The organism is Burkholderia latens (genome assembly GCF_902499045.1).
GTDB lineage: Bacteria > Pseudomonadota > Gammaproteobacteria > Burkholderiales > Burkholderiaceae > Burkholderia > Burkholderia latens.
In genome coordinates this window covers 46,199-72,627 of the sequence record NZ_CABVPL010000021.1, presented here as the reverse complement: position 1 = coordinate 72,627, position 26,429 = coordinate 46,199, and the positions used below count along the sequence as shown (strand labels likewise).

Annotated in this window: 28 protein-coding genes; 7 read left to right on the top strand and 21 right to left on the bottom strand. The window is 68.6% G+C overall.

Annotated elements, in window-relative coordinates; translation table 11 throughout:
- Nucleotides 1–12 precede the first annotated feature (12 nt).
- The 3 genes from BSE24067_RS16455 to BSE24067_RS16445 all read right to left on the bottom strand — a co-directional run bounded on the left by BSE24067_RS16455 (nt 13) and on the right by BSE24067_RS16445 (nt 2,748).
- Nucleotides 13–1,812, bottom strand: a complete 1,800-nt coding sequence (locus BSE24067_RS16455) for a methyl-accepting chemotaxis protein (RefSeq protein ID WP_151065987.1) — start codon at nt 1,810–1,812, stop codon at nt 13–15.
- Nucleotides 1,813–1,980: 168 nt separating this feature from the next.
- A complete protein-coding gene (locus BSE24067_RS16450) occupies nt 1,981–2,238 on the bottom strand; it encodes a DUF3562 domain-containing protein (protein ID WP_151065986.1) in 258 nt (85 codons plus the stop codon).
- Nucleotides 2,239–2,520: 282 nt separating this feature from the next.
- Nucleotides 2,521–2,748, bottom strand: coding sequence for a hypothetical protein (locus tag BSE24067_RS16445; RefSeq protein WP_151065985.1), 228 nt, complete (start codon nt 2,746–2,748; stop codon nt 2,521–2,523).
- 52 nt (nt 2,749–2,800) lie between these two features.
- Between BSE24067_RS16445 and BSE24067_RS16440 the strand changes: the two genes are divergently transcribed.
- Nucleotides 2,801–3,211, top strand: a complete 411-nt coding sequence (locus tag BSE24067_RS16440; RefSeq protein ID WP_151065984.1) for a hypothetical protein — start codon at nt 2,801–2,803, stop codon at nt 3,209–3,211.
- Between the two features lie 471 nt (nt 3,212–3,682).
- Here the strand turns inward: BSE24067_RS16440 and BSE24067_RS16435 are convergent, their stop codons facing one another.
- The 4 genes from BSE24067_RS16435 to BSE24067_RS16420 form a co-directional block, all read right to left on the bottom strand.
- Entirely contained in the window at nt 3,683–4,618 is a 936-nt protein-coding gene (locus tag BSE24067_RS16435) for a universal stress protein (RefSeq protein ID WP_151065983.1), read from the bottom strand.
- Nucleotides 4,619–4,922: 304 nt separating this feature from the next.
- The gene (locus BSE24067_RS16430) at nt 4,923–5,948 is read right to left on the bottom strand and encodes a DedA family protein/thiosulfate sulfurtransferase GlpE (RefSeq protein ID WP_151065982.1); all 1,026 of its coding nucleotides are present in this window, start codon (nt 5,946–5,948) and stop codon (nt 4,923–4,925) included.
- Nucleotides 5,949–6,101: 153 nt separating this feature from the next.
- The gene (locus BSE24067_RS16425) at nt 6,102–6,608 is read right to left on the bottom strand and encodes a cupin domain-containing protein (RefSeq protein ID WP_151065981.1); all 507 of its coding nucleotides are present in this window, start codon (nt 6,606–6,608) and stop codon (nt 6,102–6,104) included.
- 339 nt (nt 6,609–6,947) lie between these two features.
- A complete protein-coding gene (locus tag BSE24067_RS16420; RefSeq protein WP_151065980.1) occupies nt 6,948–7,421 on the bottom strand; it encodes a universal stress protein in 474 nt (157 codons plus the stop codon).
- A 318-nt stretch (nt 7,422–7,739) separates the two neighbouring features.
- Between BSE24067_RS16420 and BSE24067_RS16415 the strand changes: the two genes are divergently transcribed.
- Both BSE24067_RS16415 and BSE24067_RS16410 read left to right on the top strand, forming a co-directional pair.
- Nucleotides 7,740–9,851: a PAS domain S-box protein gene (locus BSE24067_RS16415; protein WP_174904797.1), complete on the top strand. Its 2,112-nt coding sequence runs from the start codon at nt 7,740–7,742 to the stop codon at nt 9,849–9,851.
- On the top strand, nt 9,848–10,495 hold the full coding sequence (locus tag BSE24067_RS16410) for a response regulator (protein WP_151064603.1): 648 nt from the start codon (nt 9,848–9,850) through the stop codon (nt 10,493–10,495). The genes BSE24067_RS16415 and BSE24067_RS16410 overlap by 4 nt, the downstream gene beginning before the upstream one ends.
- A gap of 87 nt (nt 10,496–10,582) precedes the next feature.
- On the opposite strand, the gene BSE24067_RS16405 is transcribed toward BSE24067_RS16410, so the two are convergent.
- The 7 genes from BSE24067_RS16405 to BSE24067_RS16380 all read right to left on the bottom strand — a co-directional run bounded on the left by BSE24067_RS16405 (nt 10,583) and on the right by BSE24067_RS16380 (nt 17,721).
- A complete protein-coding gene (locus tag BSE24067_RS16405) occupies nt 10,583–10,987 on the bottom strand; it encodes a lysozyme inhibitor LprI family protein (protein ID WP_151064602.1) in 405 nt (134 codons plus the stop codon).
- Between the two features lie 223 nt (nt 10,988–11,210).
- Nucleotides 11,211–11,540 carry a DUF4148 domain-containing protein gene (locus BSE24067_RS16400; RefSeq protein ID WP_151064601.1) on the bottom strand — a complete coding sequence of 110 codons (330 nt, stop codon included), beginning with the start codon at nt 11,538–11,540 and terminating at the stop codon, nt 11,211–11,213.
- Between the two features lie 157 nt (nt 11,541–11,697).
- Entirely contained in the window at nt 11,698–11,832 is a 135-nt protein-coding gene (locus tag BSE24067_RS32800) for a hypothetical protein (protein ID WP_279612893.1), read from the bottom strand.
- Nucleotides 11,833–11,924: 92 nt separating this feature from the next.
- Entirely contained in the window at nt 11,925–14,474 is a 2,550-nt protein-coding gene (locus BSE24067_RS16395; protein WP_151064600.1) for a penicillin-binding protein 1A, read from the bottom strand.
- Nucleotides 14,475–14,670: 196 nt separating this feature from the next.
- Nucleotides 14,671–15,678 (bottom strand): trans-3-hydroxy-L-proline dehydratase, encoded by a 1,008-nt coding sequence (gene lhpH / locus BSE24067_RS16390; RefSeq protein ID WP_151064599.1) that lies wholly within the window; start codon nt 15,676–15,678, stop codon nt 14,671–14,673.
- Nucleotides 15,679–15,733: 55 nt separating this feature from the next.
- Nucleotides 15,734–16,855: a branched-chain amino acid ABC transporter substrate-binding protein gene (locus tag BSE24067_RS16385; protein ID WP_151064598.1), complete on the bottom strand. Its 1,122-nt coding sequence runs from the start codon at nt 16,853–16,855 to the stop codon at nt 15,734–15,736.
- 131 nt (nt 16,856–16,986) lie between these two features.
- Nucleotides 16,987–17,721: a FadR/GntR family transcriptional regulator gene (locus BSE24067_RS16380; RefSeq protein ID WP_151064597.1), complete on the bottom strand. Its 735-nt coding sequence runs from the start codon at nt 17,719–17,721 to the stop codon at nt 16,987–16,989.
- A 269-nt stretch (nt 17,722–17,990) separates the two neighbouring features.
- Here BSE24067_RS16380 and lhpI point away from each other — a divergent pair, with 269 nt between their 5' ends.
- The 3 genes from lhpI to BSE24067_RS16365 all read left to right on the top strand — a co-directional run bounded on the left by lhpI (nt 17,991) and on the right by BSE24067_RS16365 (nt 20,313).
- A complete protein-coding gene (gene lhpI / locus BSE24067_RS16375) occupies nt 17,991–18,926 on the top strand; it encodes a bifunctional Delta(1)-pyrroline-2-carboxylate/Delta(1)-piperideine-2-carboxylate reductase (protein WP_151064596.1) in 936 nt (311 codons plus the stop codon).
- A gap of 188 nt (nt 18,927–19,114) precedes the next feature.
- Entirely contained in the window at nt 19,115–19,522 is a 408-nt protein-coding gene (locus tag BSE24067_RS16370) for a response regulator (protein WP_151064595.1), read from the top strand.
- A 17-nt stretch (nt 19,523–19,539) separates the two neighbouring features.
- Nucleotides 19,540–20,313, top strand: coding sequence for a helix-turn-helix domain-containing protein (locus BSE24067_RS16365; RefSeq protein ID WP_151064594.1), 774 nt, complete (start codon nt 19,540–19,542; stop codon nt 20,311–20,313).
- A gap of 18 nt (nt 20,314–20,331) precedes the next feature.
- Here the strand turns inward: BSE24067_RS16365 and BSE24067_RS16360 are convergent, their stop codons facing one another.
- The 6 genes from BSE24067_RS16360 to BSE24067_RS16335 form a co-directional block, all read right to left on the bottom strand.
- A complete protein-coding gene (locus BSE24067_RS16360) occupies nt 20,332–20,670 on the bottom strand; it encodes a metal ABC transporter ATPase (RefSeq protein ID WP_151064593.1) in 339 nt (112 codons plus the stop codon).
- Between the two features lie 152 nt (nt 20,671–20,822).
- Nucleotides 20,823–21,062 (bottom strand): UDP-glucose 4-epimerase, encoded by a 240-nt coding sequence (locus BSE24067_RS16355; protein ID WP_151064592.1) that lies wholly within the window; start codon nt 21,060–21,062, stop codon nt 20,823–20,825.
- A gap of 16 nt (nt 21,063–21,078) precedes the next feature.
- Nucleotides 21,079–21,369 (bottom strand): DUF1488 family protein, encoded by a 291-nt coding sequence (locus BSE24067_RS16350; RefSeq protein ID WP_151064591.1) that lies wholly within the window; start codon nt 21,367–21,369, stop codon nt 21,079–21,081.
- A gap of 122 nt (nt 21,370–21,491) precedes the next feature.
- Nucleotides 21,492–21,890, bottom strand: coding sequence for a DUF488 domain-containing protein (locus BSE24067_RS16345; RefSeq protein WP_151064590.1), 399 nt, complete (start codon nt 21,888–21,890; stop codon nt 21,492–21,494).
- A 142-nt stretch (nt 21,891–22,032) separates the two neighbouring features.
- Nucleotides 22,033–23,235: an amino acid aminotransferase gene (locus tag BSE24067_RS16340; RefSeq protein ID WP_151064589.1), complete on the bottom strand. Its 1,203-nt coding sequence runs from the start codon at nt 23,233–23,235 to the stop codon at nt 22,033–22,035.
- Between the two features lie 52 nt (nt 23,236–23,287).
- Complete coding sequence (locus tag BSE24067_RS16335; RefSeq protein WP_151064588.1) at nt 23,288–24,673, bottom strand: amino acid permease; 1,386 nt, start codon at nt 24,671–24,673, stop codon at nt 23,288–23,290.
- Nucleotides 24,674–24,994: 321 nt separating this feature from the next.
- Here BSE24067_RS16335 and BSE24067_RS16330 point away from each other — a divergent pair, with 321 nt between their 5' ends.
- Nucleotides 24,995–25,468 carry an Lrp/AsnC family transcriptional regulator gene (locus BSE24067_RS16330; RefSeq protein ID WP_151064587.1) on the top strand — a complete coding sequence of 158 codons (474 nt, stop codon included), beginning with the start codon at nt 24,995–24,997 and terminating at the stop codon, nt 25,466–25,468.
- A 48-nt stretch (nt 25,469–25,516) separates the two neighbouring features.
- On the opposite strand, the gene BSE24067_RS16325 is transcribed toward BSE24067_RS16330, so the two are convergent.
- Nucleotides 25,517–26,425 carry an EamA family transporter gene (locus tag BSE24067_RS16325; protein ID WP_151064586.1) on the bottom strand — a complete coding sequence of 303 codons (909 nt, stop codon included), beginning with the start codon at nt 26,423–26,425 and terminating at the stop codon, nt 25,517–25,519.
- Nucleotides 26,426–26,429: the final 4 nt, after the last annotated feature.

The following is a 26,429-nucleotide window of genomic DNA, read 5'->3' as shown; positions in this document are numbered from 1 at the left end:
GTGCTTCGCAGGTCATGCGACCTTGAACTGCCCGACCGTCGTCGCGAGCGCGTTCGCCTGCGTCTGCAGCGCGGTCGCGGCTGCGGTCGATTGTTCGACGAGCGCCGCGTTCTGCTGCACCATTTCGTCAAGCTGCGTGACCGCGCGATTCACTTCCTGAATGCCGCGCGTCTGCTCGTTCGCCGCATGCGTGATCTCGGAGATGATCGTCGTCACGTTCGCGACGTTCGCGACGATCTCGCGCATCGTCTCGCCGGCCTGACGCACCTGCCCCGACCCGGCCGATACGCTCGCGACCGTCGATTCGACCAGCACCTTCACCTCGCGCGCGGCCTGCGCGCTGCGTTGCGCGAGACTGCGCACTTCCTGCGCGACCACCGCGAAACCGCGGCCCTGCTCGCCGGCACGCGCGGCTTCCACCGCCGCGTTCAGCGCGAGGATGTTGGTCTGGAACGCGATCCCGTCGATCACGCCGATGATGTCGCCGATCCGGCCCGACGCTTCCTCGATCTTCTCCATCGTCGACACCACGTCCGACACGACCACGCCGCCGTGCGACGCGATCCGCGACGCGGCGGCCGCGCGCTCGTCGGCCTGGCCCGCGGCGGCCGCCGACTGGCCGACCGTCGCGGTGATTTCTTCCATCGACGCGGCCGTTTCCTCCAGGCTCGCCGCCGCCGATTCGGTGCGCGACGACAGGTCCTGGTTGCCCGCGGCGATTTCGTTCGCAGCCGTGCGCACCGATTCGCTCGCGTCGCGAATCTGGCGCATCACGTCGTTCAGCTTGTCGACGAAGCTGTTGAACGAGCGCGCGATGTCGGCCACCTCGTCGCGGCCTTCGGCCGGCAGGCGCTGCGTCAGATCGCCCGTGCCCGAGCCGATCGACGCCATCGCCTGACGCACCTGCGACAGACGGCGGAACGCGGTCGTGGTGATCGCGCCGACGATCAGCGACGCGACGCCGACGATCACCACCAGCGTGATCAGCGAAGCCGTCAGCAGCGACCGCATGCCGGCCGTCGCTTCGGATTTGTCGAGCAGCACCAGCGCGTACCAGTCGGTGCCCGGCACGGCCTGCGCACGCACCAGCTTCGCGTCGCCGCCGACGTGCACTTCGACCGGCGCGGTGGCCGCGGCCAGCGACGCGGCGCTCATCCCGCCGAGGTCCGGCGACACGTCGGCGACCGGTTTCAGCGTGAGCTTCGCGTCCGGATGCGCGACGACGTGCCCGTTGCTGTCGATCAGCATCCCGAAGCTCGCGGGCGTCGGGTGGATCGTCTTCACGTTCGCGATCACGCTGTCCATCGCGACGTCGGCCGCGACGACGCCCTTCAGCGCGCCGTCGCGCAGGATCGGCACCGCGAACGTGACGACCAGGTTGCCGGTGCCCGCGTCGACATACGGCGGCGTGACGACCGGCTTGCCGGCCTGCGCGGCCTGCTTGTACCACGGGCGGCCCGTCGGGTCGTAGTCGGGCGGAATGCCGGTCGGGTCGGAGAAATGGAACGCCTTGTCCGCGTAGCCCGCGTACACGTTCGTGAAGCCGCCGGCCGCCGCCATCTGCTTGAAGACCGGCAGCGGATCGGGCGACAGCGCGGCATCCTGCAGCGACGCGATCATCCGGCTCTTGGTCGCGACCCAGTCGCCGATGCCGACCACGTGACCGCCCGCGACCGATGTCAGGTTGCGGTCGATCGCGTCGTCGTTGTACGAGCGCGCGATGAAGTAATTGATCAGCGTGGTGGCGACGAGCGCGAATACGACGATGGCGACGCACGCGGCAAGAATGCGGGTGCGGATGGACGAGAACATGGCAACGACTCGGTAAGGGAGCGCGAACGCGCGGTGGACGAATTCACCGGGTAAACGGCATTCGCGCGGCCGACTTGAGGCCGTCGTGACAATTCGATGAAACGTATGACGAAAGGCGCGCCCGATCGCAAGCGGATTGCCAGCACGCTCGCGTGCGGCGACCGAGCGTCAGCGATGCTGACGCGGGCCGGCATCCTGTTCGTCGTCGTGCTGCGTGCCGCGCGATGTATCGCGCTCGAGTTCGTCCTGCGCGCGCATCCGTTCGCGCAGGTGCCGGATCGCGAACACGTGGATGTAGTCGTGCACGCGTGCATCGGACGACAACGCGCGCACCTCGTCGTCGAGCATCGTACGCAACTGGTCGGCGCCGATCGCGCGCTGTTCGGCGACGGCCTTCAACGATTCAAGCAGATTGTCCTGGGACATCGACGGGCTCCTGACGGTCGAGGAACGAAAGGAAAATGGACGTTACGGAAGATTAGGATCTGGATCGCCGCCTGGCGTGCGATGCGCCGGCGCGTGCTTGCGCACGATCAACGGCACGTTGCGTGCCGCCGCGCCGATCCGTCGCCGGACCGGCACGTGCGCAGAATCCGCGGCGCGCATGGCCGCGAACGACTGGAAGGATTTACCGCGCCGCCCCGACGCGCGGCACCGCCGCTCGCGCTGACGATTCAACGTCGCGCGGCGCCGATGCAGTTGGGGAACTTAGACCTGCCGAAATCCCGAGTCAAGCACGCTGCCGGTTTTCATCCGTTCCAATGCGCCGGATCGCGGCGCGCCGCATCGCGCGGCGGCCGGGCATCGGTTCGGCGTGTCAGCGGATTCCGATAGCCGGCACGCAATGCCTGACAGCGACTTCAGCGTGCGCCGATTGGCAGCGCCGTCTTCGCGGCCGATACTGATGTCATGAACGATGCGTTCATACCCGGTCATCGCTCAGCCGGCCATCGAGCCGGCGCGCGGGGTCCGGCGCAGGAGACCAATCATGGCACATCGCAACTTCCCGGCCCGGGACGGACAGCGGCGCACCCGCGCACCGTCCGCTTCCGCGGCGCCGGCCGCTATCCGCCCGTCCGACGATCTCGACGCGTTGCTCGCGCTCGCGCGCGAATCGGGTCTGCTCGTCACGCTCGACGGACAGATCGGCCGCGAGAAATACCAGAGCGTCGCGGGGTCGGTACGCGCGCTGCAGCGGTTCGCCGCCGCGCTCTGCGCGCGTGCCGGCGCCGACGCGCCCGTCGTGTCGACGCCGCGCCGCAAGACCCGCCCCGGCTGGCCGCGACTGCGCAATCGCGCGCCAGGCGGACGCGCACGCCTGCGCGGCGTACGTCGGCGCGTTCGAGCGTGCCGAGGCGCACACTGCCGCTCCGATGTTCGCGCGCTCGGCTCCGCGTAGAAGCGCGTCATGCGGCCGGCGCGGCACGGAGCCGCGTCATGCGGCAACGCCAATTCGGCAGAGACCGCTGCGCGCCCGGCTCGCGACGGCACCGCGGATGTCGTCAACCATACCGATCGCGCCGCGCCGTTCAACGCGGCGACATCGGCGCGAAAAGTACTTGTGAGGAACATGCTTTGCATGGGGCCAGGAAAGCGGACGGGGTGAGATCACCCCGTCCGTTGTCCAAGGCAGCCGCCGGCTGCCTACCCTCGTGCCAGAGAGTTCGTCGAGCGATTCGCGAACGACGCGATGCGCGGCCCGTCTTCAGAAGACGAATGGACCGCCACGGCGCTGAACCGTCGCCACGCATTCGGACGCCTGCCGATTAGCCGCACCGGCGCGTTGCGCGACTGTCTCACGTGATGGGCTCGACGTTTCTGATGCAGGTCAACCCAAGTTCGCTCACATCGTCCGCGCGCGTTGCGCGCTTCACTCGGCGCCGCGCACGAGGAGCACCGGCACCTCCGCGAGATGCGCGACCCGGCGCGCGACGCTGCCGATCAGCCAGGCGGCGATGCCGCGCCGGCCGTGCGTGCCTACCACCAGCAACTCCGCGTGCCAGTGCACGGCTTCCCGCATCAGCGCATGCGCGACGTCGTCGCTGGTCGGACGGGTTTCGACGATTCCACGTTTGGTCGGATTCCCGGTCGCATGGAGCAGCGGACCGACGCGCGCGAGCGCATCTTCGCCCTCCGCGCGATACGCATCCTCGAGCGCTCGCACCGGCACGATATCCGTCAGACGAACCGCGCGATCGACGACGTAGGCCGCGTACAGCAGCGTCATCGGCGCCGCGAAACCGAGCCCCGCGCGTACCGCGTGCAGCGACGGCTCGCTGCCGTCGACCGCGAACATCAGGCGCTGCAGCGGCCCTTCCGACGGCCGCTCATAGCCGGCAGGCACGATCAGCAGCGCACAGCGTGCGCGTGCGGCCAGCGTGTCGGACATCGCGCCCTCGACGAGCCGCAGCAGGCCGTGGTGCGGATTGGCGCCGACCACGAGCACGTCGGCATGCCATGCCGACGTATCGTTCGCGAGCGCGCCGGCCACCGTGCCGCCCGTGACCGACGTATCGATGACCGCCTGCTTGATTTCCGCGCCGCTGCCGGCGAACAGCTCGGCGGCACGCGCGAGCGTCGCCTGCGCTTCGCGCGTCATGTCGTCGCGCACCGAGGTCAGCAGCGCGTCGATGCGCGGAATGTCGGGCAGTACGAGGCGCGGGTTGTCGATCGCACAGACGATACGCACGGGCATGCCGGGACGCAGCAGCGTGCGCGTGTAGCGGGCGGCGGACAGCGACTCCGGCGTCAGGTCGACGGCCAGCGCGATCCGCGCGAGTTCAGGGATGGTTGGTGCGGGCTGCATGGCGAAGGCCTCGTTGTTGACGCGTCGTCGCGGACGACGACCGGGGCTTCGCGGGGATGTGGCACGCGCGACCCGACGGCGAGCGCGGGCGCGGGAATCGGCGGATGACCACGCGAAGCGCGGACAAGCGATTCAGACAGCATATGACGTCCTGCCGGCGCGTGCATGATCGGGATCAAACGCGGGGCGGGCTGCGCCATGCGGCGCGCGTATGTTCGGCGCGCGCTGTGCAGCGCGGCCGCCCGCGCGTGGCTCGCTTACGGCGCGGTCGATGCGGGTGCGCACACGGCATTCCGCGCACGACTTATTTCGACAACGTCGCCCTCACCGTATATTCGCCGCCCAGCGCCGCATGCTCGGGCCGCACGAAATACCGCGACGAATCCAGATCGGCCGGCATCGGCTCGACCGGATAACCGTGCTTCTCCCACGCATCGAGGCCGCCCTTCAGCGCCTTGATGTTGTGAAGCATCTTCTTGCGCTGCATCTTCGCGATGAGCCGCTTCGCGGTTGCCTCGTTCGGGCACACGCAATACACGACGATCGGCCGCTTCAGCAGCTCGGGATCGAGCAGATCCGGCGAATCGAGATCGACCGGCACCGCCCCGGCGATCCGGTACGGCTCGCGCTCGCGGATCGCGCGCGGCCGCGCATCGAAGATCAGCGGCGGCTCGTTCGACGTCATCATCTCGACGAGCTGCGGCGGCGAGATGCGCACCTGCGCGAGGTAGCGCCGGAACTGCACGCGGCGCACCCAGCGGTACAGCAGGAACGTGATGAAGATCGCGAGGAACGCGTCGAGGATCGTGCCTCCGCTCGAACGCACCCACAGCACGAACTGAACGATCTGGTCATGCACGGCCGCGCCGCCGACGAGCCAGACCGCGGCCCACAACGACGCGCCGGCCAGATCCCAGAACAGGAACACGCCGACGCCGATCGCGGTGGTGCCGAGCAGCGGCGCCGACACGAGCCCGAGACCCGGCAGGAACTTGGAAAGGACGAGCAGCGGCGCGCCGTATCTTTCGAAAACGTTGCGCGCGAAGCGCAGCGTGGTGTCGAGCGACAGCGAGAAACGCACGAGCGCGTTCAGCAGACGCCGGCCGCGCGTGCGGCCCATGAAGAACCACAGCGAATCGGCGAGCATCGTCGCGCCGATCGCCGCCGCGAACATGCTCGCCCAGGACGCCTGCCCCATCGCCGCCATCGTACCGCCGAGAATCAGCATCGGCACGGCCGGCACCGGCACGCCGAGCTGCGTGATCAGTACGCTCGCGAACACGGCCCACGGGCCGAGCGACGAGGGAATCGCAATGGGAAAGTGCCACACGGCGGCGCTCCTGGAAGACATGCGGACCGTGCGACGGGGGCGCCGCCGATACGGCTGGCAGCGATCGCCGCGGCACGTCCGCGCCGATCCTGCACCACGCTGCATTCTAAACGGGTTTGGCCGGGGCCGCGCGGAACGGGCGCCTCGGCGCGCCTACGCGTCGCCGCGTTGCGCGAGGCCCGCGACGTATTCGGCGTACTCGGGGAAGACGGCGGCCAGGGCCGTCGGGTCCGCGAGCTCGAATTCGGCAAACTCGAACCCCGGCGCGACCGTGCAGCCGACGAGCGCGACGTGTTCGGCCGACGCGCACCGTGCGCCGAACCAGCGTCCGGCCGGCACGACCGCCTGGAACACCGTGCCGGGGTGCGTGAGCGGGTTGCCGAGCCGGTGAATCGTCAGCCCGTCGTGTTCGTCGAGCACCCACACTTCGAGCGGATCGCCCGCGTAGAAATGCCAGACTTCGTCGGAGCGGATCCGGTGCCACGACGAATACGCGCCGTCGCACAACAGGTAGTAGATCGCGGTGGACGCCGCGCGCGGCGCCCCGTCGGCAGGACGCACGACCGAATCGGTCGCACGGTACGTTTCCCGGAAGTAACCGCCTTCGGGATGCGGCTGCAAATCGAACTGGCGAATCAGGTCGGCGGCGGAGATCGGCATGGCGAATGACGTCGGTAAAGGGGGAAGCCGGGCACGCGGCGTATGGCCACGCCGATCGGGCAAGCGATCGGCCGCCGTCGCGTGCCGCTGCGTCGCTCGCCGCGGCCATGCGCGCGGCGGCGGAACCGCGCGCAACGAACGCGGCGCGCGACGATGAAGCGGACACCCGCCGATGCTGCCAGAAGTGCGGGCCGCGATGCAACCGGCCGCGCGTGATCACGCGGTCGCGATGCGGCGCTGTGCTGCATGGGGAGCCCCATGCGCGACGCACCACCGCGCATGCCGCCGACGCGAAGCGGGTGGGCGACGCACTGTGGGCCCCGCCGCGACGCGCCGTCGTCAGCGCGCCTTTGCCGCCGCAACCGGCTCGTCGTGCCGCACCAGCAATACCGGCCGGTCGGCCGCGCGCAGCAGCGATTCCGCGACGCTGCCGAGCAGCAGCCGGCGCAGGCCGTGCCGCCCGCTCGTCCCCATCACGATCAGATCGGCGTCGGCTTCGGCCGCGGTGCGCATCAATACCGCCGCGACGTCCTCGCCATACGCGTCGAGCGCGCGCACGGTGCCCGGCACGTGCTGCAGTTCGAGCACCGATTTCGCGTAGTCGAGCACCGGCGTCGCGGCGTCGACGGCGGCCACGTCGCCGTCGCGTTCGGCCGGGAAACCCGCATCGACGTCGACGAGTTGCGGCCTGTGTTCGACGACATACGCGCACGTGACCTCGCCGCCCGATGCCGCCGCGATCCGGATCGCCTCGTTCAGCGCGAGACGCGCGCTCGGGCTGCCGTCGAGCCCGACGAAAATCCGCTTGTACATGTCTGCCCTCCGACCGGGCACCCGTCGCGCACGCGCGCGGCGGCGTACCCGTCACCGCGGGCCGGCCCGATGCCGGCTCGCCTGCCGAACAGTCTGCCTCGGGCGCCGCTGCGCGGGTTGACACGCGTCAATCGCGGCCGGGACGCCCGCTGCTCCGCCCTACCAGCGCATTTTTTACTGACCCTATTACAAAAAACGTGTAAAACGCGCACAATTTCGTCTTGAAAACAGACGTCGCACGCGGCCGGTGCGAGTTTTCCCCGGTTTTGCCGCGCTGCCCGGTGCAATGGGCGGCCCCGCCACCAGAATGGCCACCGAATGACCGCTAGTGGAACCCCGTCGCGTGCCGCCCGAGGGCCCACGCGCTTCCAGATCATGTTACGCCAGCCGCTCGCGGCCGGCGTCGTCGCGCTGTTTGCCGGCGCGGCCCTGTCGCTCTGCGTCGCGCTGCTGGTGCGCGAACAATGGCAAGCCGCCGTCCATACACGCTTCGAGCGTCGCACGACGCACGTGACGGCGATGCTGCGCCATGAGCTGCAAGCCGGCGTCGCCGTCCTCGAAGGCGCGCGCGGCGCATTCGCGCTCGCGCCGCAGATGACGCCCGAACAATGGCGCCGCTATGCGGACACGCTCGATCTCGACAGCGGACGCTCGCCGGTCCGGCAAATCGGCTATGCGCCGTTGTCGCCGGCAGCGCGCGCTGCGCTCGCCGGCCACGCGCCGTTGCCGGCCGGTCCGCTCGCGGTCGCGGCGCTTGCCGCGCCGGCGTCCAGCTCGCCCGGCGTGCACTTCGGCGCGCAGGATCGCGCGCCGCTCGCGCGCGCGCTGGGAACCGGCGATGTCGCGCTCGGCATCCATCCGGCGGACAACGACACGTCCCGCGACGCGCGCACGCTCACGCTGTTCCTGCCCGCGGCCGCGGCGTCGCGCACGGCCGTCACGCCGGCCCGCGCGCGTGACTCCGCCGCCGACGGCGTGCTGTTCGCCGAAATAAACCCCGGCCGCGTGGTCGAGCGCGCGCTCGATGCGGAACGCGGGCTGGACCTGCGGCTGAGCGCCGGCGACGATCCTCGGCCGATCGCGAGCGCCGAGACGACGACCGACGAGGCATCCGCATCGCCCGACCTGCTGCGGCGCACCGAGCGGCTGAATTTCGGCGGCACGGTGCTGACGCTCGCCTATTCCGCGGACGGCCGGCCGAGCGCGACCGGCGCGCAGCGCGCGGCGGGCACCGTGCTCGCCGCGGGCCTGATCGCGTCGTTCGCGTTCGCGGCGCTCGTCCATGCGCTGCTGCGCGGGCGCGCGGGCGGCGCCGATACCGGCGCCAGCAGCCGCGGCATCCTGAACGAAGCGCGGATGATGGGCATCATCCGTTCGTCGATGGAAGCGATCATCACGATCGACGAGAAGCAGACGATCGTGATCTTCAACCCGATGGCCGAACAGGTGTTCGGCGTGTCGGCGATGGAGGCGATCGGCGCGCCGTTGTCGCGCTTCATCCCCGAGCGGTTTCGTGCCGCGCACGCGAAGCACGTCGACCAGTTCGGCGTGACGGGCGTGTCCGAGCGGCAGATGGGCCGCCAGCGCGTGCTGTTCGGGCTGCGCGGCAACGGCGAGGAATTCCCGATCGAGGCGTCGATCTCGCAGATCCGCGATGCGTCCGGCAAGCTCTATACGGTGATGCTGCGCGACATCACCGAGCGGCAGCGCGCGGAGAATGCGCTGAAGCAGTCGCGCGAGGAACTGCGGGAACTGTCGGCGAACCTGCAGAACGTGCGCGAGGAAGAGAAGACGCGGATCGCACGCGAACTGCACGACGACCTCGGCCAGCAGCTCACCGCGCTGAAGATGGACCTGTCGGTGGTCGAGCAGCAACTGCGCGCGCGGGCCGATACGCAGCCGGACGACAGCCTGCTGTCGCACCTGCGCGGCATGCGCCGGCTGATCGACGCGACGGTCGCGTCGGTGCGCCGCATCGCCGCCGACCTGCGCCCCGTGATGCTCGACGACCTGGGGCTCGTGCCCGCGATCGAGTGGCTCGCGAACGACTTCACGAACCGCTACGGCATCGACGTCGAGCGGCACATCGAAACGGGCGGCCTCACGTTCACGAGCGCGGGCGCGACCACGCTGTTCCGGATCGTCCAGGAAGCGCTGACGAACGTCGCGCGCCATGCGGATGCGACACGCGTCGCGTTGCGGCTCGACATCGAGGACGGCTTCTGCGTGCTGCGCGTCGCGGACAACGGCCGCGGCGCGGCACCGGGCGGCACCGCGCACGAGGACAAATCGTTCGGCCTGATCGGCATTCGCGAACGCGCCCACATGCTGGGCGGCAGCGTGACCATCGACACGGCGCTCGCGCGCGGCTTCTCGATCACCGTCGCATTCCCGCTCGCCTCCGTTCAACAGGAAACCACCCTCACATGATCAAGGTGCTCATCGCCGATGACCATACGCTCGTGCGCGACGGTCTGCGGCACATTCTCCAGAACGCCACAGGATTCGAGGTGGCGGGCGAAGCATGCGACGGCCCGTCGACGATCGCGCTCGTTCGATCGACGCCCGCGCAGGTGCTGGTGCTCGATCTGTCGATGCCGGGCCGCAACGGCGTCGAGCTGATCAAGCAGATCAAGGACGAGAAACCCGCGTTGCGCGTGCTCGTGCTGACGATGCACGCGGAACAGCAATACGCGGTGCGCGCGTTCCGCGCCGGCGCGTCCGGCTATCTGACGAAGGAAAGCGCGAGTGCCGAACTGGTCGGTGCCGTGACGAAGGTCGCGACGGGCGGCGTCTACGTCAGCCTCGCGATGGCCGAGCAGTTCGCGCAGAGCCTGAACGAGCCGGCCGAGACGCTGCCGCATCAGCGGCTGTCCGATCGTGAATTCGACGTGTTCCGCCGGATCGCCGCCGGCCAGACGCTGACCGAGATCGCGCAGGCGCTCTGCGTGAGCGCGAAGACGGTCAGCACGTACAAGACCCGGATCCTGGAAAAGATGCAGATGCCGCACGAAGCGGCGCTGGTCCGCTACGCGCTGCGGCACAAGCTGCTCGACGAAACGGACGACGTGTAACGGACGACGTGTACGCGATCCGGCCGGCGACCCGCGCGGATCGCGCCGGCCGCGCGCCCGGCTGGGCGCGGCGACGCGCCAGTTGCGTTATTTGGCCGGCACCGGGCACGCGAGATCGCCTTCCTCGCAGGACAGATACCCCCTCAGCGTCTCGTTGCGCGTCTTGGTCAGATCGTCGAGGCAGGTCGACACGACCATCGGATATATGCTGCCGCCCTCGGCGTTCGCGCTGGAGAAGTTGCATTCGGCATCGCGGTACGCGATCCATGCGCGCTGCGCATTCACGAGTTTCTCGGCGAGCGGCTTCGCGTCGCGCAGGCGCGCGGTGACGGCCTGGTAGGTGCGGTTCAGCTCCGCGTCGGATTTCTTGTACGCGCGATCGGCACACGCGGTCAGCGTCGCCTGGTCCGTCGCGTTCGCGCAATTCGCCTGCGCGTGAGCAAGGTTCGCCGTCAGCGCGAGCGCGCACAGCAGGCCGGTCGAGACACGCATGGATGCTCCTGTTTGTTTTCGTTGAAGTCGTGGAACGGTGGTGCCGGGTTGGCCGCCGCGCCTCGGCGCGCGGCGATGCCGACCGCGATGCTAGCGCACGCGCGGCCGATTGTCAGCCGGTGCGATGCTTGCCGCAGATGCACGAAAGCCCGCACTCGACATACGAGTGCGGGCTTTCCGGTGCGGCCTCGCGTAGCGGCCCGCAGGCCGCGCGGCGCACCGCTCAGTGGCCGAAGTAGACCGACGAGCGATCGGCCACGGCCGGCACGGCCACGCGCTGACCGGACTGCGATGCCGCGACCGGGTTCGAGCCGTAGCCCGTTGCGTCGGCTTGCGCGCCGGTGTTCTGTGCCGCGGCGATCTTCGCCTGGGCGGCCTGGATGTTTTCCGGATAGTTCATCCAGTCGTTCGGGTTGTAGCCGGCCTTTTCGAGCTGGACCAGTTCGGCGCGAACTTGCGCGCGCGTCAGCGGCTGCTGGTTCGACTGCGCAAACGACACGACCGGGGCGGCCACCAGAGCGGCCAGTGCAACTGCGTTGATCAGCGACTTCATGATGCGTTACCTCCAGATTGTCTTGTCAGGCGCTTTCGACTCGGTAGTCGTTGCGCATGAGTGGAAGTCTAGGCGGCACCGCTATCAGGGTAAATACTTAAATCGCAAATTCACTGTTGATCGAATCCGTACAATTGCCGTGCATTCGGGTGAATCATCAGATGATTATCGCCACGTCCGTACCCAATAAGTGGCCGCAATTATTCGCGGGCAACCGCCACGCGGCGCCGCCCGCATCGCCGAGATCGAAGCCGAGCGGAACGCCGGCGCTGACGTCATCGCGCGCGAGCACGACATGATCGTGGGTAAGCCGCATCGGAGTGGCCGCGCGAGCGGTCGTGACAACGGTATGACGGCAGCCTCGCGCGAAATCCGAACGGTCCGTTACTGGGTACTGCTGGCCGCGTCGGGCGAAACCGGCGCAGGTGCCGGCGAAGGCGCGGCGGCCGGTGCGGAGCCGACGCTCCCGCTCCCCGCGTTGGCCGGGCTCGCCGCGCTGCCGCCCGCTGCCGGCGGCTGTCCGGGCTGCGGCTGCGATGCGCCCGCCGACAACGCAGCGGCCGACGCGGCCACTTCCGATGCCGGAATCCATTCCTCGACGATGCCGCCGGACGCAGCGTCGGGCGCCGATGCCGCGGAGGCAGCCGACGCCGCACTTTCGTCCGCCGCCGACTCCGGCTCCGGCTCGATCCGCTGCGTCCTGACCGGCGTCGGCGTCTTCTTCGGCTCGGACCCGAACCATCCGTCGAACAGGTCCGTCACGCGATCGCGCACCGACGCGAACCAGCCGGGCGACGGCTCGGTATCGAATTTCAGCTTGGCATCGACGATCCGTGCACGCTGCGCGCGCTGGAAGAAGTCGCCGACGATCGGCAGCGCACTGTGCGCGCCTTGGCCCCAGTAGTCGCTGCGCAGGGTCACGCGGCCGTCGTCGAAGCCGACCCACGCGCCGGCGACGAGCCCCGGCTGCATCAGAATGAACCAGCCGTCCGCGTTGTCCTGCGTGGTGCCGGTCTTGCCGGCGACGTCGCCGCGCACGCCGAAGCGCGTGCGGATGCTGCTGCCGGTGCCGCGCGTCACGACGTCGCGCATCACGTCGAGCAGCGTCTTGTCGGTTTCCGCATCGAGCGCGCGCTCCGGCGGCGCCGGCGCGTATTCGGCGAGCACGTCGCCGTGACGGTTCTCGATGCGCGTGACCATCTGCGGTGCGACGTACAGTCCGCCGTTCGCGATCGTCGCGTACGACGCGACCATTTCCTTCAGCGTCACGGGGCTCGTGCCGAGCGCGAGCGACGGCACGCGCTCGAGCGGACTTTCGCGCACGCCCATGTCGCGGGCAAGCCGCGCGACGGCAGACGGGCCGACCTTCTCCATCACCTGCGCGGTGATCCGGTTGCGCGACAGCGCGACCGCGTCGCGCAGCGTCATCGGCTTGCCGGTGGGCGGCACGTCGTCGTTCGGCCGCCAGATCTCGCCGCCCTTCAGCGGAATCTCGACTGCCTGGTCGATGAACGTGTCTTCGGGCTTCATCCCGTTCGCGAACGCGACGCCATAGACGAACGGCTTGAACGTCGATCCCGGCTGGCGCCGCGCCTGCGCGACGTGATCGAACGGCTCGCTCGTGAAATCGCGGCTGCCGACCCACGCGCGGATCTGCCCGTCGCGCGGATCGATCGCGACGAAGCCGGCCTGCACGTCGGTCTTCGCCTTGCATAGCGCGCGCATGAAGCCGCGATCGGCAGCGAGCTGCTTCATCGCCGCCGCGTCGTTCTTGCCGGCATCCAGCGCGGCCTTGTACTCGGGCGATTCGCGCATGAACGTGCGGAATACCTCGTTGTCGGTGCCGCAGCCGTCGCGGCCGCTCCATGCGTTGTTCGCGATTGCCTGCAACTGGTTCGCCTGCTGCGTCAGCGCCTGCGTCGCGATCCGCTGCAGCCGCGCATCGATCGTGGTGCGCACGATCAGCCCGTCCGAATAGATGTTGTAGTCGTTGCGGTCGGCCCAGCCGATCAGCCATTTGCGCAGTTGCTGCGCGAAATGCGGCGCGGGCCCCGGCGGCTCCTTCTGGCGCTCGAAGTCCACGCGCAGCGGCCGGCGCTGCAGTTGCGCGAACTGCGCGGGCGACAGCTTGCCGTACTTCACCATCTGGCCGAGCACGGTGTTGCGCCGCTGCAGTGCGCGCTCCGGGTTCAGCACCGGGTTGTAGTAGCTGTTGCCCTTCAGCATCCCGACGAGCGTCGCGCTGTCGAGCACGTCGAGCTCGTCGGCCGACTTGTCGAAATAGGTGCGCGCGGCCATCTCGACGCCGTACGCGTTGTACAGGAACGGCACCGTGTTCAGGTAGGTCTCGAGGATCTGGTCCTTGCTGTACACAGCCTCGATCTTCAGCGCGGTGATCGCCTCCTTCAGCTTGCGGGTGAGCGTCGGCGCACGGCCGATCTCGTCCGGATACAGGTTGCGCGCGAGCTGCTGCGTGATCGTCGAGCCGCCCTGGCGGTCGCCCGAGAACGTATGGAGCGCGGCCGACGCCGTGCGCTTCCAGTCGAGCCCGTGATGCTCGTAGAAGCGATGGTCCTCGGTCGCGATCAGCGCATCGACCATGTGCGGCGAAATCTGCTTGAGCGGCACCCATTCGCGATTCGACGGCTTGAATTCCGCGAGCAGCTTGCCGTCGGCGGACAGCACTTGCGCGGGCTGGTCGACGCGCGCCTTGCGGATGTCGCCGATGCCCGGCGTGAACGGAATCAGCGCCAGCACGTAAAGCAGGAACAGCGCCGGCACGGCGACGGCGGCGCGCAGCACGCCGCGGCGCGTCGGATGGCGGACATGGTGCCAGCCAGCGGCCAGCACACGCTTGATGGACACGGCGGCAGCGGCCGCGACGGGTTGGGCGCGCGCGACCCAGCTGGCACAAAGGTCACGCACTGACGACACGTTTCGGCGATTCACGCGGGTGGGGGATCTGCTGGAAAGGCTGCATCGTACCAAAAGTCGCGTCGCTCACCGGCTGGCGCGCGCCCCCCGCCGACGCGAATCGCGCCGGATCGCGCGGGTTGACGGCAAAAAAGGCGCGCGCCCGCAACGGGACGACGCGCCAGACCGGGTACGACTGCGTATCGCGCGCCGCTGTTCAGCGCACGAGGAAACCGTAGGTCAGCGGATCGCGCTCGTCGACGATCCAGTTCGCGAATCCGCAGATGTGCGCGCTGCCCTCCACTTCCGGGATCACGGCCGGGATGCCGCCGACCGTCGTTTCGCGCAGCACGCGCCCTTTGAATACCGTGCCGACGATCGACTCGTTGACGAGCGTGTCGCCGGCCGCGAGCAGCCCGCGCTGGTACAGCTGCGCGACGCGGCCGCCGGTGCCGGAGCCGGTCGGCGAGCGGTCGACCTCGCGATCCGCGAACACGCAGCAGTTCGCCTGCGTCGAGCCCGGGTGGCGCGGCGCGTTCGCGATGATCGTGCCGTAGATATGGTTGATTTCCGGAATCTCCGGATGCACGACCGGAAACTTCGCGTTCGCAGCGGCCTTCACTTCCGCGCCGAAGCGGATCAGCTGCTCCACCGCCGCCTCGCGCACCGGCAGGCCGAACGGCGCGCCGTCGACGTAGAAATAGAACGCGCCGCCGTATGCGATGTCGCCGGTCACGGCGCCGAACGACGGCGTATCGACCGACACGTCGCGCCGCCAGATGAACGACGGCACGTTGACGAAGCGCACCGGGCCCGCGTGCTCGCCGTCCCATTTGACGAATGCCTCGATGAAGCCGCACGGCGCGTCGATGCCCACGCGCGTCTCCGGCATCGTGCGCTGCACCCAGCCGAGCTCGACCGCGGCCGTCGACAACGCGATCACGCCGTGCCCGCAATGGTCGCTGTAGCCTTCGTTGTGCACGAAGATCACGCCGAAATCCGCGTTCGGCGACACCGGCTCGGTCAGGTAGCCGCCGTACATGTCGGCGTGGCCGCGCGGTTCGAACATCAGCGCGCGGCGGATCTCGTCGGCGTTCTCTTTGAGCCACGCGCGGCGCTGGACGATCGTGTCGCCGGGCAGGCGCGGCAGCCCGCTCGTGACGATGCGGAACGCTTCACCGCCGGTATGGACTTCGACGGTGGAAAGGGATCGGGAAATTTTCATCGAGGATCGAAAGCGTGAAGACGAAGGACAGCGCCCGCGCGCCGTCCGGTGACGATTACTTCGCGTACGGCACCGGCAGCCCGTTGCGGATCACGTAGACGGTGGTCGGCGCGCCCTTCAGGTCGCCGCGTTCGTCGAACGAATAGGTGCCCGCGACACCCGCGTAGTTCGATTTCGCGAGCTGCGCGATCAGCTTCGCCTTGTCGGTGGTCGTGCCGGCCTTGACCATCGCGTCGGCGAGCAGCTTCATGCCGTCGTAGTAATTGACGCCGTAGACCTGCGTATCGGTGTGATACGTGTCGTGATACTTCTTCAGGAATTCGCGGCCGGCCGGCGTCTTCTCGAGCGCGACGCCGCCCTGCGCGCAATAGACGATGGACGCGGCCTCGCCCGCGACCTTGCCCATGTCGGCCGAACAGATGCCGTCGCCGCCGAGCAGCTTCGCGCGCAAGCCGCGCTGCTTCATCTGCTTCGCCATCGGGGCGCCCTGCGCCGCATAGCCGCCGAGGAAGATCACGTCCGGGTTGCCGGCCTTGATCTTGGTGAGAATGCCGAGGAAGTCGGTGGCCGACGAGTTCGTGTACTCCTGATCGACGATCCGGATCCCGTTCGCCTTCGCGACGTTCATGAACTGCTCGGCGACGCCCTGCCCGTACGCGGTGCGATCGTCGATCACGGCGGCGGTTTTCGCGTTCAACGTCTTCGCCGCGAACGTGGCCATCGTGCCGCCGAGCTGTTCGTCGCTCGCGCCGATCCGGAAGATGTTCTTGAAGCCCTGGCGCGTGAGCGCCGGGTTCGACGCGACCGGCAGCATCGGCACGCCGGCATTCGCGTACACGCGCGACGCCGGAATCGCGACGCCGGAGTTGTACGGCCCGAGCACCGCAACGACACCCTTGTCGACCAGGTTCTGCGCGACCTGCACGCCCGCCTTCGGGTCGGCCTGGTCGTCCTCGGACACGAGCTTGAACGTGACCGTCTTGCCGGCGACCTTCACGCCGGCCTTGTTCAGCTCGTCGACGGCGAGGCGCGCGCCGTTCTCGTTGTCCTTGCCGTTCGCGGCCTGCGGGCCGGTCAGCGGCGCCGAATGGCCGATCATCACGACTTCCTGCGCGTGCGCGGAAGTCAGCGCGCCGGCGGCTATGGCCACCGAGAGCGCGGTCATGAGGTGTCGCATGGCGTCTCCTGATTGGTTTTATGCGAAACCAATGTAGGACACGCGTGGTTGCTACGCAAGCAATTTCAAAATGTTTGCGGTGAGGCTGGTCGATTCTCGAACCAGCCTGTCGAAGCCCAGCGGATTCGGCGTCACTTCGGCGCGATGTCGCGCCGCACGCGCCGAATGTGCTGCTCGACGTAGAACGCGGCCGCGTCGGCGTCGCCGGACACGACCGCCTCGTAGATCAGCCGGTGCTCGGACACGTAGAGCCGGATCCGGCCCGCGTCGTAGATGCCGTCGTCCTTCAGCCGCTTCCACAGCGGCTGATCCATCGTCTTCGCGACTTCGTCCGCGATCTTCACGATCAGCGCATCGCCGGTCATCAGCGCGAGCTGCCGGTGGAACAGCCGATCGCTCTCGTTCCACAGCGCGCGCTGCTGCGGATCGTCGATGTCGGTGATGGTCTCCATTTGCGCGAGGTAGCGCTCGGCGACGGGATCGGCGCGGCCGTGCGACGCCGCGAGCCGCGCGATCGCGGGCTCGAGGATGAGCCGCACGTCGAGCGTCGACGTCGGGCTGAAGTCCGCATCCGGCGTGTCGCGCGCGTCGCCCCGTTGCGCGAGCACGTCGAGCGGCGCCGATACGACGTAGGTGCCCGAATTGCGCTTGGTGAACACGAGCCCTTCGTTCTGCAACGCGCCGAGCGCCTCGCGCACGGCGGGCCGGCCGACCTGGAACAGCGCCGCGAGCTCGCGCTCCGACGGCAGCCGCGAGTCGGCCGGATAGCGGCCCGCGCGGATCTCGTCGCGGATCTTCTCGGCGACCTGTTCGTAGATCTGCAGCGGCCGGAAACCGGCTTCGAGCGATTCGGGACGTATGGACATCGTCTGGGACTCCTGCCCGGTCGGGACGGTGGTTCGGGAACGGGTTCGCACTATATCGGAGCCGCATCGGCACCGGTACAGCCGACGGCCCGTGTGGACGGATATTAGAACCAAAATCGGCGATCCGCCCGATTTCCCGGATTGCGGGACAGCGGGAAACTGGTATAGATTCGATCCACCATGCGTGCCGTCGCGCTGACCGGCGGCTTCCGCGGCGAGCGCGCGATGCGCGCGCCGCCCCGCGCTCCACGACACGACCGACCGACACGATGACCGCACTCACCCGGATTCCCGCCTTCGACGCTGCCGAAACGGCTGCGCTGCTCGACTACCCGGCGCTGCTCGCCACGCTGACGCACACCGTCGCCGAATACGCGGCCGGCGAAATCGGCAGCCCCGAACGGCTCGTCGTGCCGCTGCAGGCGGGCGGCGTGATGCTATCGATGCCGTCGAGTGCGCGCGACCTTGCGAGCCACAAGCTCGTGAACGTCTGCCCGGGCAACGGCGCACGCGGCCTGCCCACGATCCTCGGCCAGGTCAGCGCGTACGACGCGACGACGGGCGAAATGCGCTTCGTGCTCGACGGCCCGACCGTCACCGGGCGCCGCACGGCGGCCGTCACCGCGCTCGGGATCCAGGCGCTGCACGGCGCCGCGCCCCGCGACATCCTGCTGATCGGCACCGGCAAGCAGGCGGCCAATCATGCGGAAGCGCTCGCGGCGATCTTTCCGGATGCGCGCCTGCACGTACGCGGCTCGCGCGCCGGCAATGCGGCGGCGTTCTGCGCCGCACACCGCGCGCAGGCGCCGCAGCTCGCGCCGCTCGACGGTGACGCGATTCCCGACGCGATCGACGTCGTCGTCACGCTGACGACGAGCCGCACGCCGGTCTATCGCGAAGCGGCGCGCGAAGGCCGCCTGGTGGTGGGTGTCGGCGCGTTCACCGCCGATGCGGCCGAGATCGGCGCCGACACCGTGCGCCACAGCCGGCTCGTCGTCGACGATCCGGCCGGCGCGCGCCACGAGGCCGGCGATCTGATCGTCGCGCAGGTCGACTGGCGGCAGGTCGCGTCGCTGGCCGACGTGCTGGCAGGCCGCTTCGAGCGCCGCGGCCCGCTGCTGTTCAAGACCGTCGGCTGCGCCGCATGGGATCTCGCCGCGTGCCGCGCGGCGCGCGATGCGCTGGACGCGCGCCAGCGCGGCTGATTCGGCGACGACGGCGGCGGCCCCCGGCAACTGCTTGCGCGCCGCCCATGCGCCGCCGCGGCCCGCGCACGGCGCCGCCGGTTTTCCGTACGCGTTGTAGGAAACGCCCTACAACGCGTCGAAGCGGCCTACACGAACTTCCAATTCGGCCGATTTCATTTTTGGCGGCGCAACACGATACTGGCCGCATGAATGCCAGCCTGCCACCCGACGCCGCGCTCCGGGTGTTTCTCGTCGATCACGCCGTCGCCGTCCGGCAACGGATCGCGCTGCTCGTCGGCGCGATTCGCGGTGTCGTGGTGGTCGGCGAAGCGGAAGACGGCGAGGACGCGTGGATGCAGATCGTCGGCAGCGGCGCGGACGTGGTGATCGCCGACCTGCGGCTCGCGGACGGCAGCGGTCTCGACCTGATCGGCATGTTGTCGAAGGCCGCGCCGCGGGTCGTCACGATCGTGTTGACGAACCACTCGGCGCCGGCATTCAGAGAGGCATGTGCGGCAGCGGGCGCCGATCATTTCTTCGACAAGACCGCCGAATTCGACGCTGCATGCCGCGTCATCGAATCCCTGGTACGCGCTCGCGCGCACCACCCCTGACCGAGCCGGAGTGATTCATGTCTACCGCCACCGCCTGCGCCGTGCCCGTCGCGCGTCGGCCCGCGATTCCGCTTCATGAGGTTGCACGCACCGACGTCGCCAAACATCAGGTCGCGCGCTGCTCGGGCTGCGCGATGCGCTCGATGTGCCTGCCGCCGGATCTCACCGCCGACGACTACGGCCGGCTCGACGCGATCATCTGCTCGACCCGGCACGTTCGTCAGGGCGACGCGCTGTTCCGCACCGACGATCCGTTCCACAGCATCTACGCGGTGCGCGCGGGGTCGTTCAAGACGGTGATGATGCATCGCGACGGCCGCGAGCACGTGACCGGCTTCCAGATCGCCGGCGAAACGCTCGGGATGGACGGGATCGGCGGCGGCCAGCACTGCTGCGACGCGATCGCGCTCGAGGACAGCGTCGTGTGCATCATCCCGTTCGGCGCGCTCGAGGCCGCATGCCGCGAAATGAAGCCGATGCAGCATTTTCTCTATCAGATGCTGAGCAGCGAGATCGTCCGCGAATCGAGCCAGATGCTGCTGCTCGGAACGATGTCGGCCGAGCAGCGCGTCGCGCATTTTCTGCTGAACCTGTCGTCGCGCTTCGAGGCGCGCGGCTATTCGGCATCGGAATTCAACCTGCGGATGACGCGCGAGGAAATCGGCTGCTATCTCGGCATGAAGCTCGAGACGGTCAGCCGGATGTTCTCGCGGTTTCATCGGGACGCGCTCGTCGAAACGCGCGGCAAGCGCGTGCGGATCATCGACGCGCACGCGCTCGCGCAGGTCTGACGCACCGCGCGGCACGCGTTACCGCGTGACCGCCCGCAACCCCGCCGCGCCGGGCTCCCCCGCCTGCCACGCGGACAGCGCCGCCTCGGCCTGCGCGAACGCGCGGCGGATCGCGTCGTTCACGTCGCCGCTGGTGCTGGATGACAGCGATACCGGCGCACGATCGTTCGTCAGCAGCTCGAGCCGCACGTCGTATGCGCGGCCGCCGTCGGCGGTCGGCCGCGATTCGATCTCCAGACGGCAATCGTCGAGCCGCGCGCGGAATCGTTCGAGCCGCACCAGCTGCGCGCCCGCTTCCGCTTCGAGCGCGGCGGAACCCGCGAATCCGACGCAGACGATCTGCATGCCCACGCCCATGTCGTTTCTCCTGATGGGGCCGCACGCCGTCGACCGCGTTACCTGTTCCAGTGTGTGTCGGTTCCGTGCGCGGCGGAACCGCGCATCATGCGTATCGCGCCGCGCGGCGCTGGATGCAGCCGTGCGCCCCGCATCCGCCGGCGTGAAGCCGCTCATACGCTGAACGTCTGCGATGCCTTCATTTCGATCCACGTCATCCCGGCGCGCAGCCCTTCGATCGCCGCCTCGTGCTCGGTCGCGTACGCGTGACTGTGCTCGAACGTATGATGAAAACGCGCGGGCCCCGAGCCGTGCTCGACCGACACGCGACAGCGGAACTCGCCGGATCCGCACGGCCGCGTCTCGATTTCGACCGACCAGTCGCGTTCATGAAGCGTGCCTTGCAGTGTCATGCGCCCTCCTGCGGTATCAGACGCCGATCCGGAAATGACCGCTGTGCAGCAGCACCGGCCGGCCGCCGATTTCATCGAGCATTCGTCGTGCCATCGCCTCGATCGCCGGCCGATGCGCTTCGAACGCATCCAGCAAGTCGCGTTCGAGCAGCGACGGCGCGCCGAAATGGTCTTCCAGCGCTTCGGCCGTGACCGCGCACTGCACGCAGCGGCCGTCGACCAGCGCCGAAAACGCGACGACCAGATCGCGTGCGCAATATTCGGGCGGTTCCGGTGGAAAGACAATCTGCATCTGTTCGCCTGCCATCGTCGGGACACGTGATATCCATCACATCAGCATAGCGGCCGGCGCCGCCGCACGCTTGACCCACGTCAACGGGCTCGCTGCGCCGCACGTTGCGGCGCGTCATCGCATGGCCCGGCTGGCGCTCAGCTCGCGCCGGCGTCGATCGCCGCACCGCGCTCCGCCAGCAACTCGCGCAGCACGCTGCGATGGCAGCGGCGTTCGTCGTCGCAATAGCAGCCGATCGAGAACGCGCTCGTCGCCGACAGCGCGGCGAGCAGATCGAGCACCTTCGGCGCGTCGCCCTGCGCCATCTCCGTACGGAAGCGGCGCGCGAACGCGCGCCATTCAGCGTCGGTTTCAGCAGCCTGCGCTTGCGCGACGAGCTCGGCGCTCGGCGACAGCGTCGGCAACCATACATCATAGTAGTTGCGCGTCGCGAATTCAGCCTTGGGGACGCCGCGCGGCGGCCGCCGCACCGTGCCGATCCTCACGCCCTCGCCTGCCGTGCGCGGCGTGCCGAGCCGTACGATCCGAATTGCCATGCCGCTCCTTCATCGTGAATGCGATGCGTTCGATCCGTCATATCGTAACGCCGCGCCGCCGGCGCGCAAAAAAAACCGGCTGCCTCCGCGTGGAAGACAGCCGGTGTCGGCGACGGCGCCGGAGCGCCTGCAGGCGCTCCGGTCAGACGCCGCTCTTCAGCACCTTGCCGATCGCGTCCGCGACGATGCCGACGTTCGAATCGTTCAGGCCCGCGACGCACATGCGGCCCGAACGCAGGATATACACGCCGTGCACTTCGCGCAGCGCGTCGACCTGCGATTCGGTCAGGCCCGTGTACGTGAACATCCCGCGCTGCTTCACGTAGCGCGCGAGTGCCTCGCCGCCGACGTGGTCGCGCAGGCCGTCGTGGATCGACTGGCGCATGCGCGCGATGCGGCGGCACATCGCGGCGAGCTCTTCTTCCCATTGCTTGCGCAGCGCGGGCGTGTTGAGCACGGTCGCGACGACCTTCGCGCCGTAGGTCTGCGGGTTGCTGTAGTTCGAGCGCACCGCGCCGGCCAGCTGGCCCAGCACGCGCTCGGCAGCCGCCGCATCCTCGCAGACGACGCTCAGCCCGCCGACGCGCTCGCCGTACAGCGAGAAGTTCTTCGAGAACGAGTTCGCGACGAGCGCCGGCACGCCGCGGCGAGCCAGCTCACGCACCGCGAACGCGTCCGCGTCGAGGCCCGCGCCGAAGCCCTGGTACGCCATGTCGACGAACGGCAGCAACCCGTGCGCGTCGATCACGTCGATCAGCTTCTCCCACTGCCCTTCGTCGAGATCGACGCCGGTCGGGTTATGGCAGCACGCGTGAAGCAGCACGACGCTGCGTGCGGGCAGCGCGTCGATCGCCGCGAGCATCGCGTCGAACTTCAGGCCGCCCGTCGCTTCGTCGTAGTACGGATACGTGTTCACCGTGAAGCCCGCGCGCTCGAAGATGAAGCGGTGATTTTCCCAGCTCGGGTCGCTCAGCCACACCTGTGCGTCCGGAAAGTAGCGCTTCAGGAAATCCGCGCCGACCTTCAGCGCGCCGGAGCCGCCGAGCGTCTGCACGGTCGCGATGCGGCCGGCCGCGCGCGCCGGATGATCGGCGCCGAACACGAGCGCCTGCACGGCATCGCGATACGCGGCGAGGCCGACCATCGGCAGATACGGCTTCGGACCGAGATCGCGCTGCAACGCGGTTTCGGCTTCGCGCACGGCGTCCATCACCGGAATCCGGCCTTCGGCATCGAAATAGATGCCGATGCTCAGGTTGACCTTCCGATCGCGCGGATCTTTCTGGAAGTTCTCGTTGAGCGTCAGGATCGGATCGCCCGGGTACGCGTCGATGTGTTCGAACATGGCTATGTCGGTCTCGTTTGGAACAGTGGTCGGGGTGCCTGTGCCGGTGGGGTCAGCGCGCGGACGCGCGGTCGCGCAACGCGTAGCCGGCATTCTTCTGACGGAAGCGATACCCGATCGCGAGCACCGCGAGCCATACGGGGATCAGGTACACAGACAGGCGAAGGTCCGGCGTCAGGTACATCACGACGAGAATGCCGGCCATGAAGGCCAGGCACAGGTAATTCGTGAAAGGATAGCCCAGACTGCGGAACGAAGTCTGCTCCCCGGCGACGCGCTTGGCCTGGCGGAACTTCAGGTGGATCAGCGTGATCATCGCCCAGTTGATGATCAGCGCCGACACGACGAGGCCCATCAGCACCTCGAACGCCTTGCCCGGCATGAAGTAGTTGACCAGCACGCACACGCCGGTCGCGAGCGCCGACGCGCCGAGCGCGGCGAGCGGAATGCCGCGCTTGTTGACCGAGCACAGCACCTTCGGCGCGTTGCCCTGCTTCGCGAGGCCGAACAGCATCCGGCTGTTGCTGTACACGCCGCTGTTGTAGACCGACAGCGCGGCCGTCAGCACGACGACGTTCAGCACGTTCGCGACGACGTTGCTGCTCAGCGCATGGAAGATCAGCACGAACGGGCTGCCGCCGGTCACGACCTTCTCCCACGGATACAGCGACAGCAGCACGGCCAGCGCGCCGATGTAGAAAATCAGGATCCGGTAGATCACCTGGTTCGTCGCGCGCGGAATGCTGTGCTTCGGATCGTCGGCCTCGGCCGCGGTGATCCCGATCAGCTCGAGTCCGCCGAACGAGAACATGATCGCCGCCATCGACATCACGAGCCCCGACACGCCGTTCGGGAAGAACCCGCCGTGCTGCCACAGGTTCGCGATGCTCGCCTGCGGCCCCGCATGGCCGCTCACGAGCAACCAGCCGCCGAAGCCGATCATCCCGACGATCGCGGCGACCTTGATGATCGAGAACCAGAATTCCGTCTCGCCGTACGATTTCACGCTGGCCAGGTTCAGCAGGTTGATCGCGACGAAGAACACCAGCGCCGACACCCAGGTCGGCACGCCGGGCCACCAGTACTGCACGTAGATCCCGACGGCCGACAGCTCGGCCATGCTGACGAGGATGTACAGCACCCAGTAGTTCCAGCCGGACAGGAAGCCGGTGAAGTGGCCGACGTATTTGTCGGCGAAGTAGCTGAACGAGCCGGCAACGGGCTCGTCGACGACCATCTCGCCGAGCTGGCGCATGATGAAGAACGCGACGACGCCGGCCACCGCGTAGCCGAGCAGCACGGACGGGCCGGCCATCTTGATCGTCTGCGCGATGCCGAGGAAGAGCCCCGTGCCGAGCGCGCCGCCGAGCGCGATCAGCTGGATGTGCCGGTTCTTCAGCCCCCGCTTCAGGCCGTCCTTGTCGTTTCCAGAAACCATGTCTTCTCCACTCTGTCCGCCTCCGCCGGAAGCGGTGCGGCGCGCCTCGGTGTGCCGGGCGCTGTTTTTACTGTGCCGGCGGCCGTTCGTGGGGCCGCCGGGTTGGGGACTGCAATCTTCGTGCGACGACGCCCGATTCCCTGTCCGCGGGCCCGCCAGACCGGCCGCCGACCGTCGCTGCCGCCCGCAGTGCTGCGGCCGCACACGAAAATCCGGCGTCAGTTTAGCGTCGCGACGGCGAAATCGGGTTGCGTAACCCGCTCATGCAAACCCTACATTATGAGATAAGATTGCATCCGGGAGACAGATGAGGAAACAAAAATGCCTGAACCGGTTCTCGATCGCATCGATCGCCAGTTGCTGTCGGTGTTGCAGGAGAACGGCCGCGCGTCGAATCTCGACCTGGCGAAGGCCGTCGGCCTGTCACCCGCGCAGACGTTGCGGCGCCATCGACGGCTCGAGGAGATCGGCGCGATCCGCCGTTACGAAACCCGTCTGTGCCCCGACACGCTCGGGTTCGGCGTCACCGCGTTCGTGCATGTGACGATGGAGCGCGGGCATATCCGCGACCTGTCGAAGTTCCAGAAGCTCGTGTCGGACCTCGCACAGATCCAGGAATGTTTTTCGGTGACGGGCGACATCGACTACGTGCTGAAGGTCGTCGCGCACGATCTCAAAGGGCTGTCCACGTTCCTGCTCGAGACGCTGATGCGCATTCCCGGCGTGAGCGGCGTGCATTCGAGCGTGTGTCTCGACGAGATCAAGTGCACGAGTGCGATGCCGGTGGAGAGTTGACGCGGCGGCTCGCGCGACGCCGGCCGGCACGTTGCGCGGCGGCCGTGCTCAGTGCCCCGCGTCGAACGCACTGATCAATAGCGCGCCGCACGCAATCACCAGGCACCCGCCCGCCCGACGCGGCGTCAGCCGCTCGCCGAGATAGACGCGCGCGATCAGCGCCGCGAACACCACGCTCGTTTCGCGCAGCGCCGACACCGGCCCCATCGGCGCGCGATCCATCGCCCAGATCACGATGCCGTACGCGAGCGCCGCGAACACGCCGCCGCAGGCGGCCTTCGCCGTCTCGCCGACATCCTGCGTCAGCCGCAACGGCCCCGCCCGCAGCCGGTAGTACGCGGCCATCGTCGCGCCCGTCAGCACGAACATCCACGCGGTATAGCCGACCGTGCTGCCGCTCTCCCGCACGCCGATTCCGTCGACCACGCTGTACGCCGCGATCGACACGCCGGTCGCGAAAGCGGTCGGCAGCACCTGCATCATCCGGTGTTTCGCGCCGCGCCCGCGTTCCAGCCCGATCGCCATGATGCCCGCGCAGATCAGCACGAGCCCGCATTGCGCGCCGATGTTCAGGCGCTCGCCCGCGAACGCCGCCGCCCCGAGCGTGACCAGCAGCGGCGCGGTGCCGCGCGCGACCGGGTACGCGACGCTCAGGTCGCCGTGCTCGTAAGCGCGGACGAGCAGCAGCGTATAGACGACGTGAAGCGCGGCCGAAGCGACGACGTAGAACCAGCTCGCCGGCGTGATAGGCGCGGCGGCAGGCAGGAACAGCAGCGCGAACAGCCCGATCGCGATCTGTAGCACCGTGGCCGAGCGCAGCCGGTCGCCGCTGCTGCGAACCAGCGCATTCCATGATGCGTGCAGGAACGCCGCGCACAGAACGGCAAACAGAACGGGGATCGGCACGCGGGACCTCGATGACGGTCGGAGGCCGCGCGGCGCGCGGCAGGCGTTCATCGTA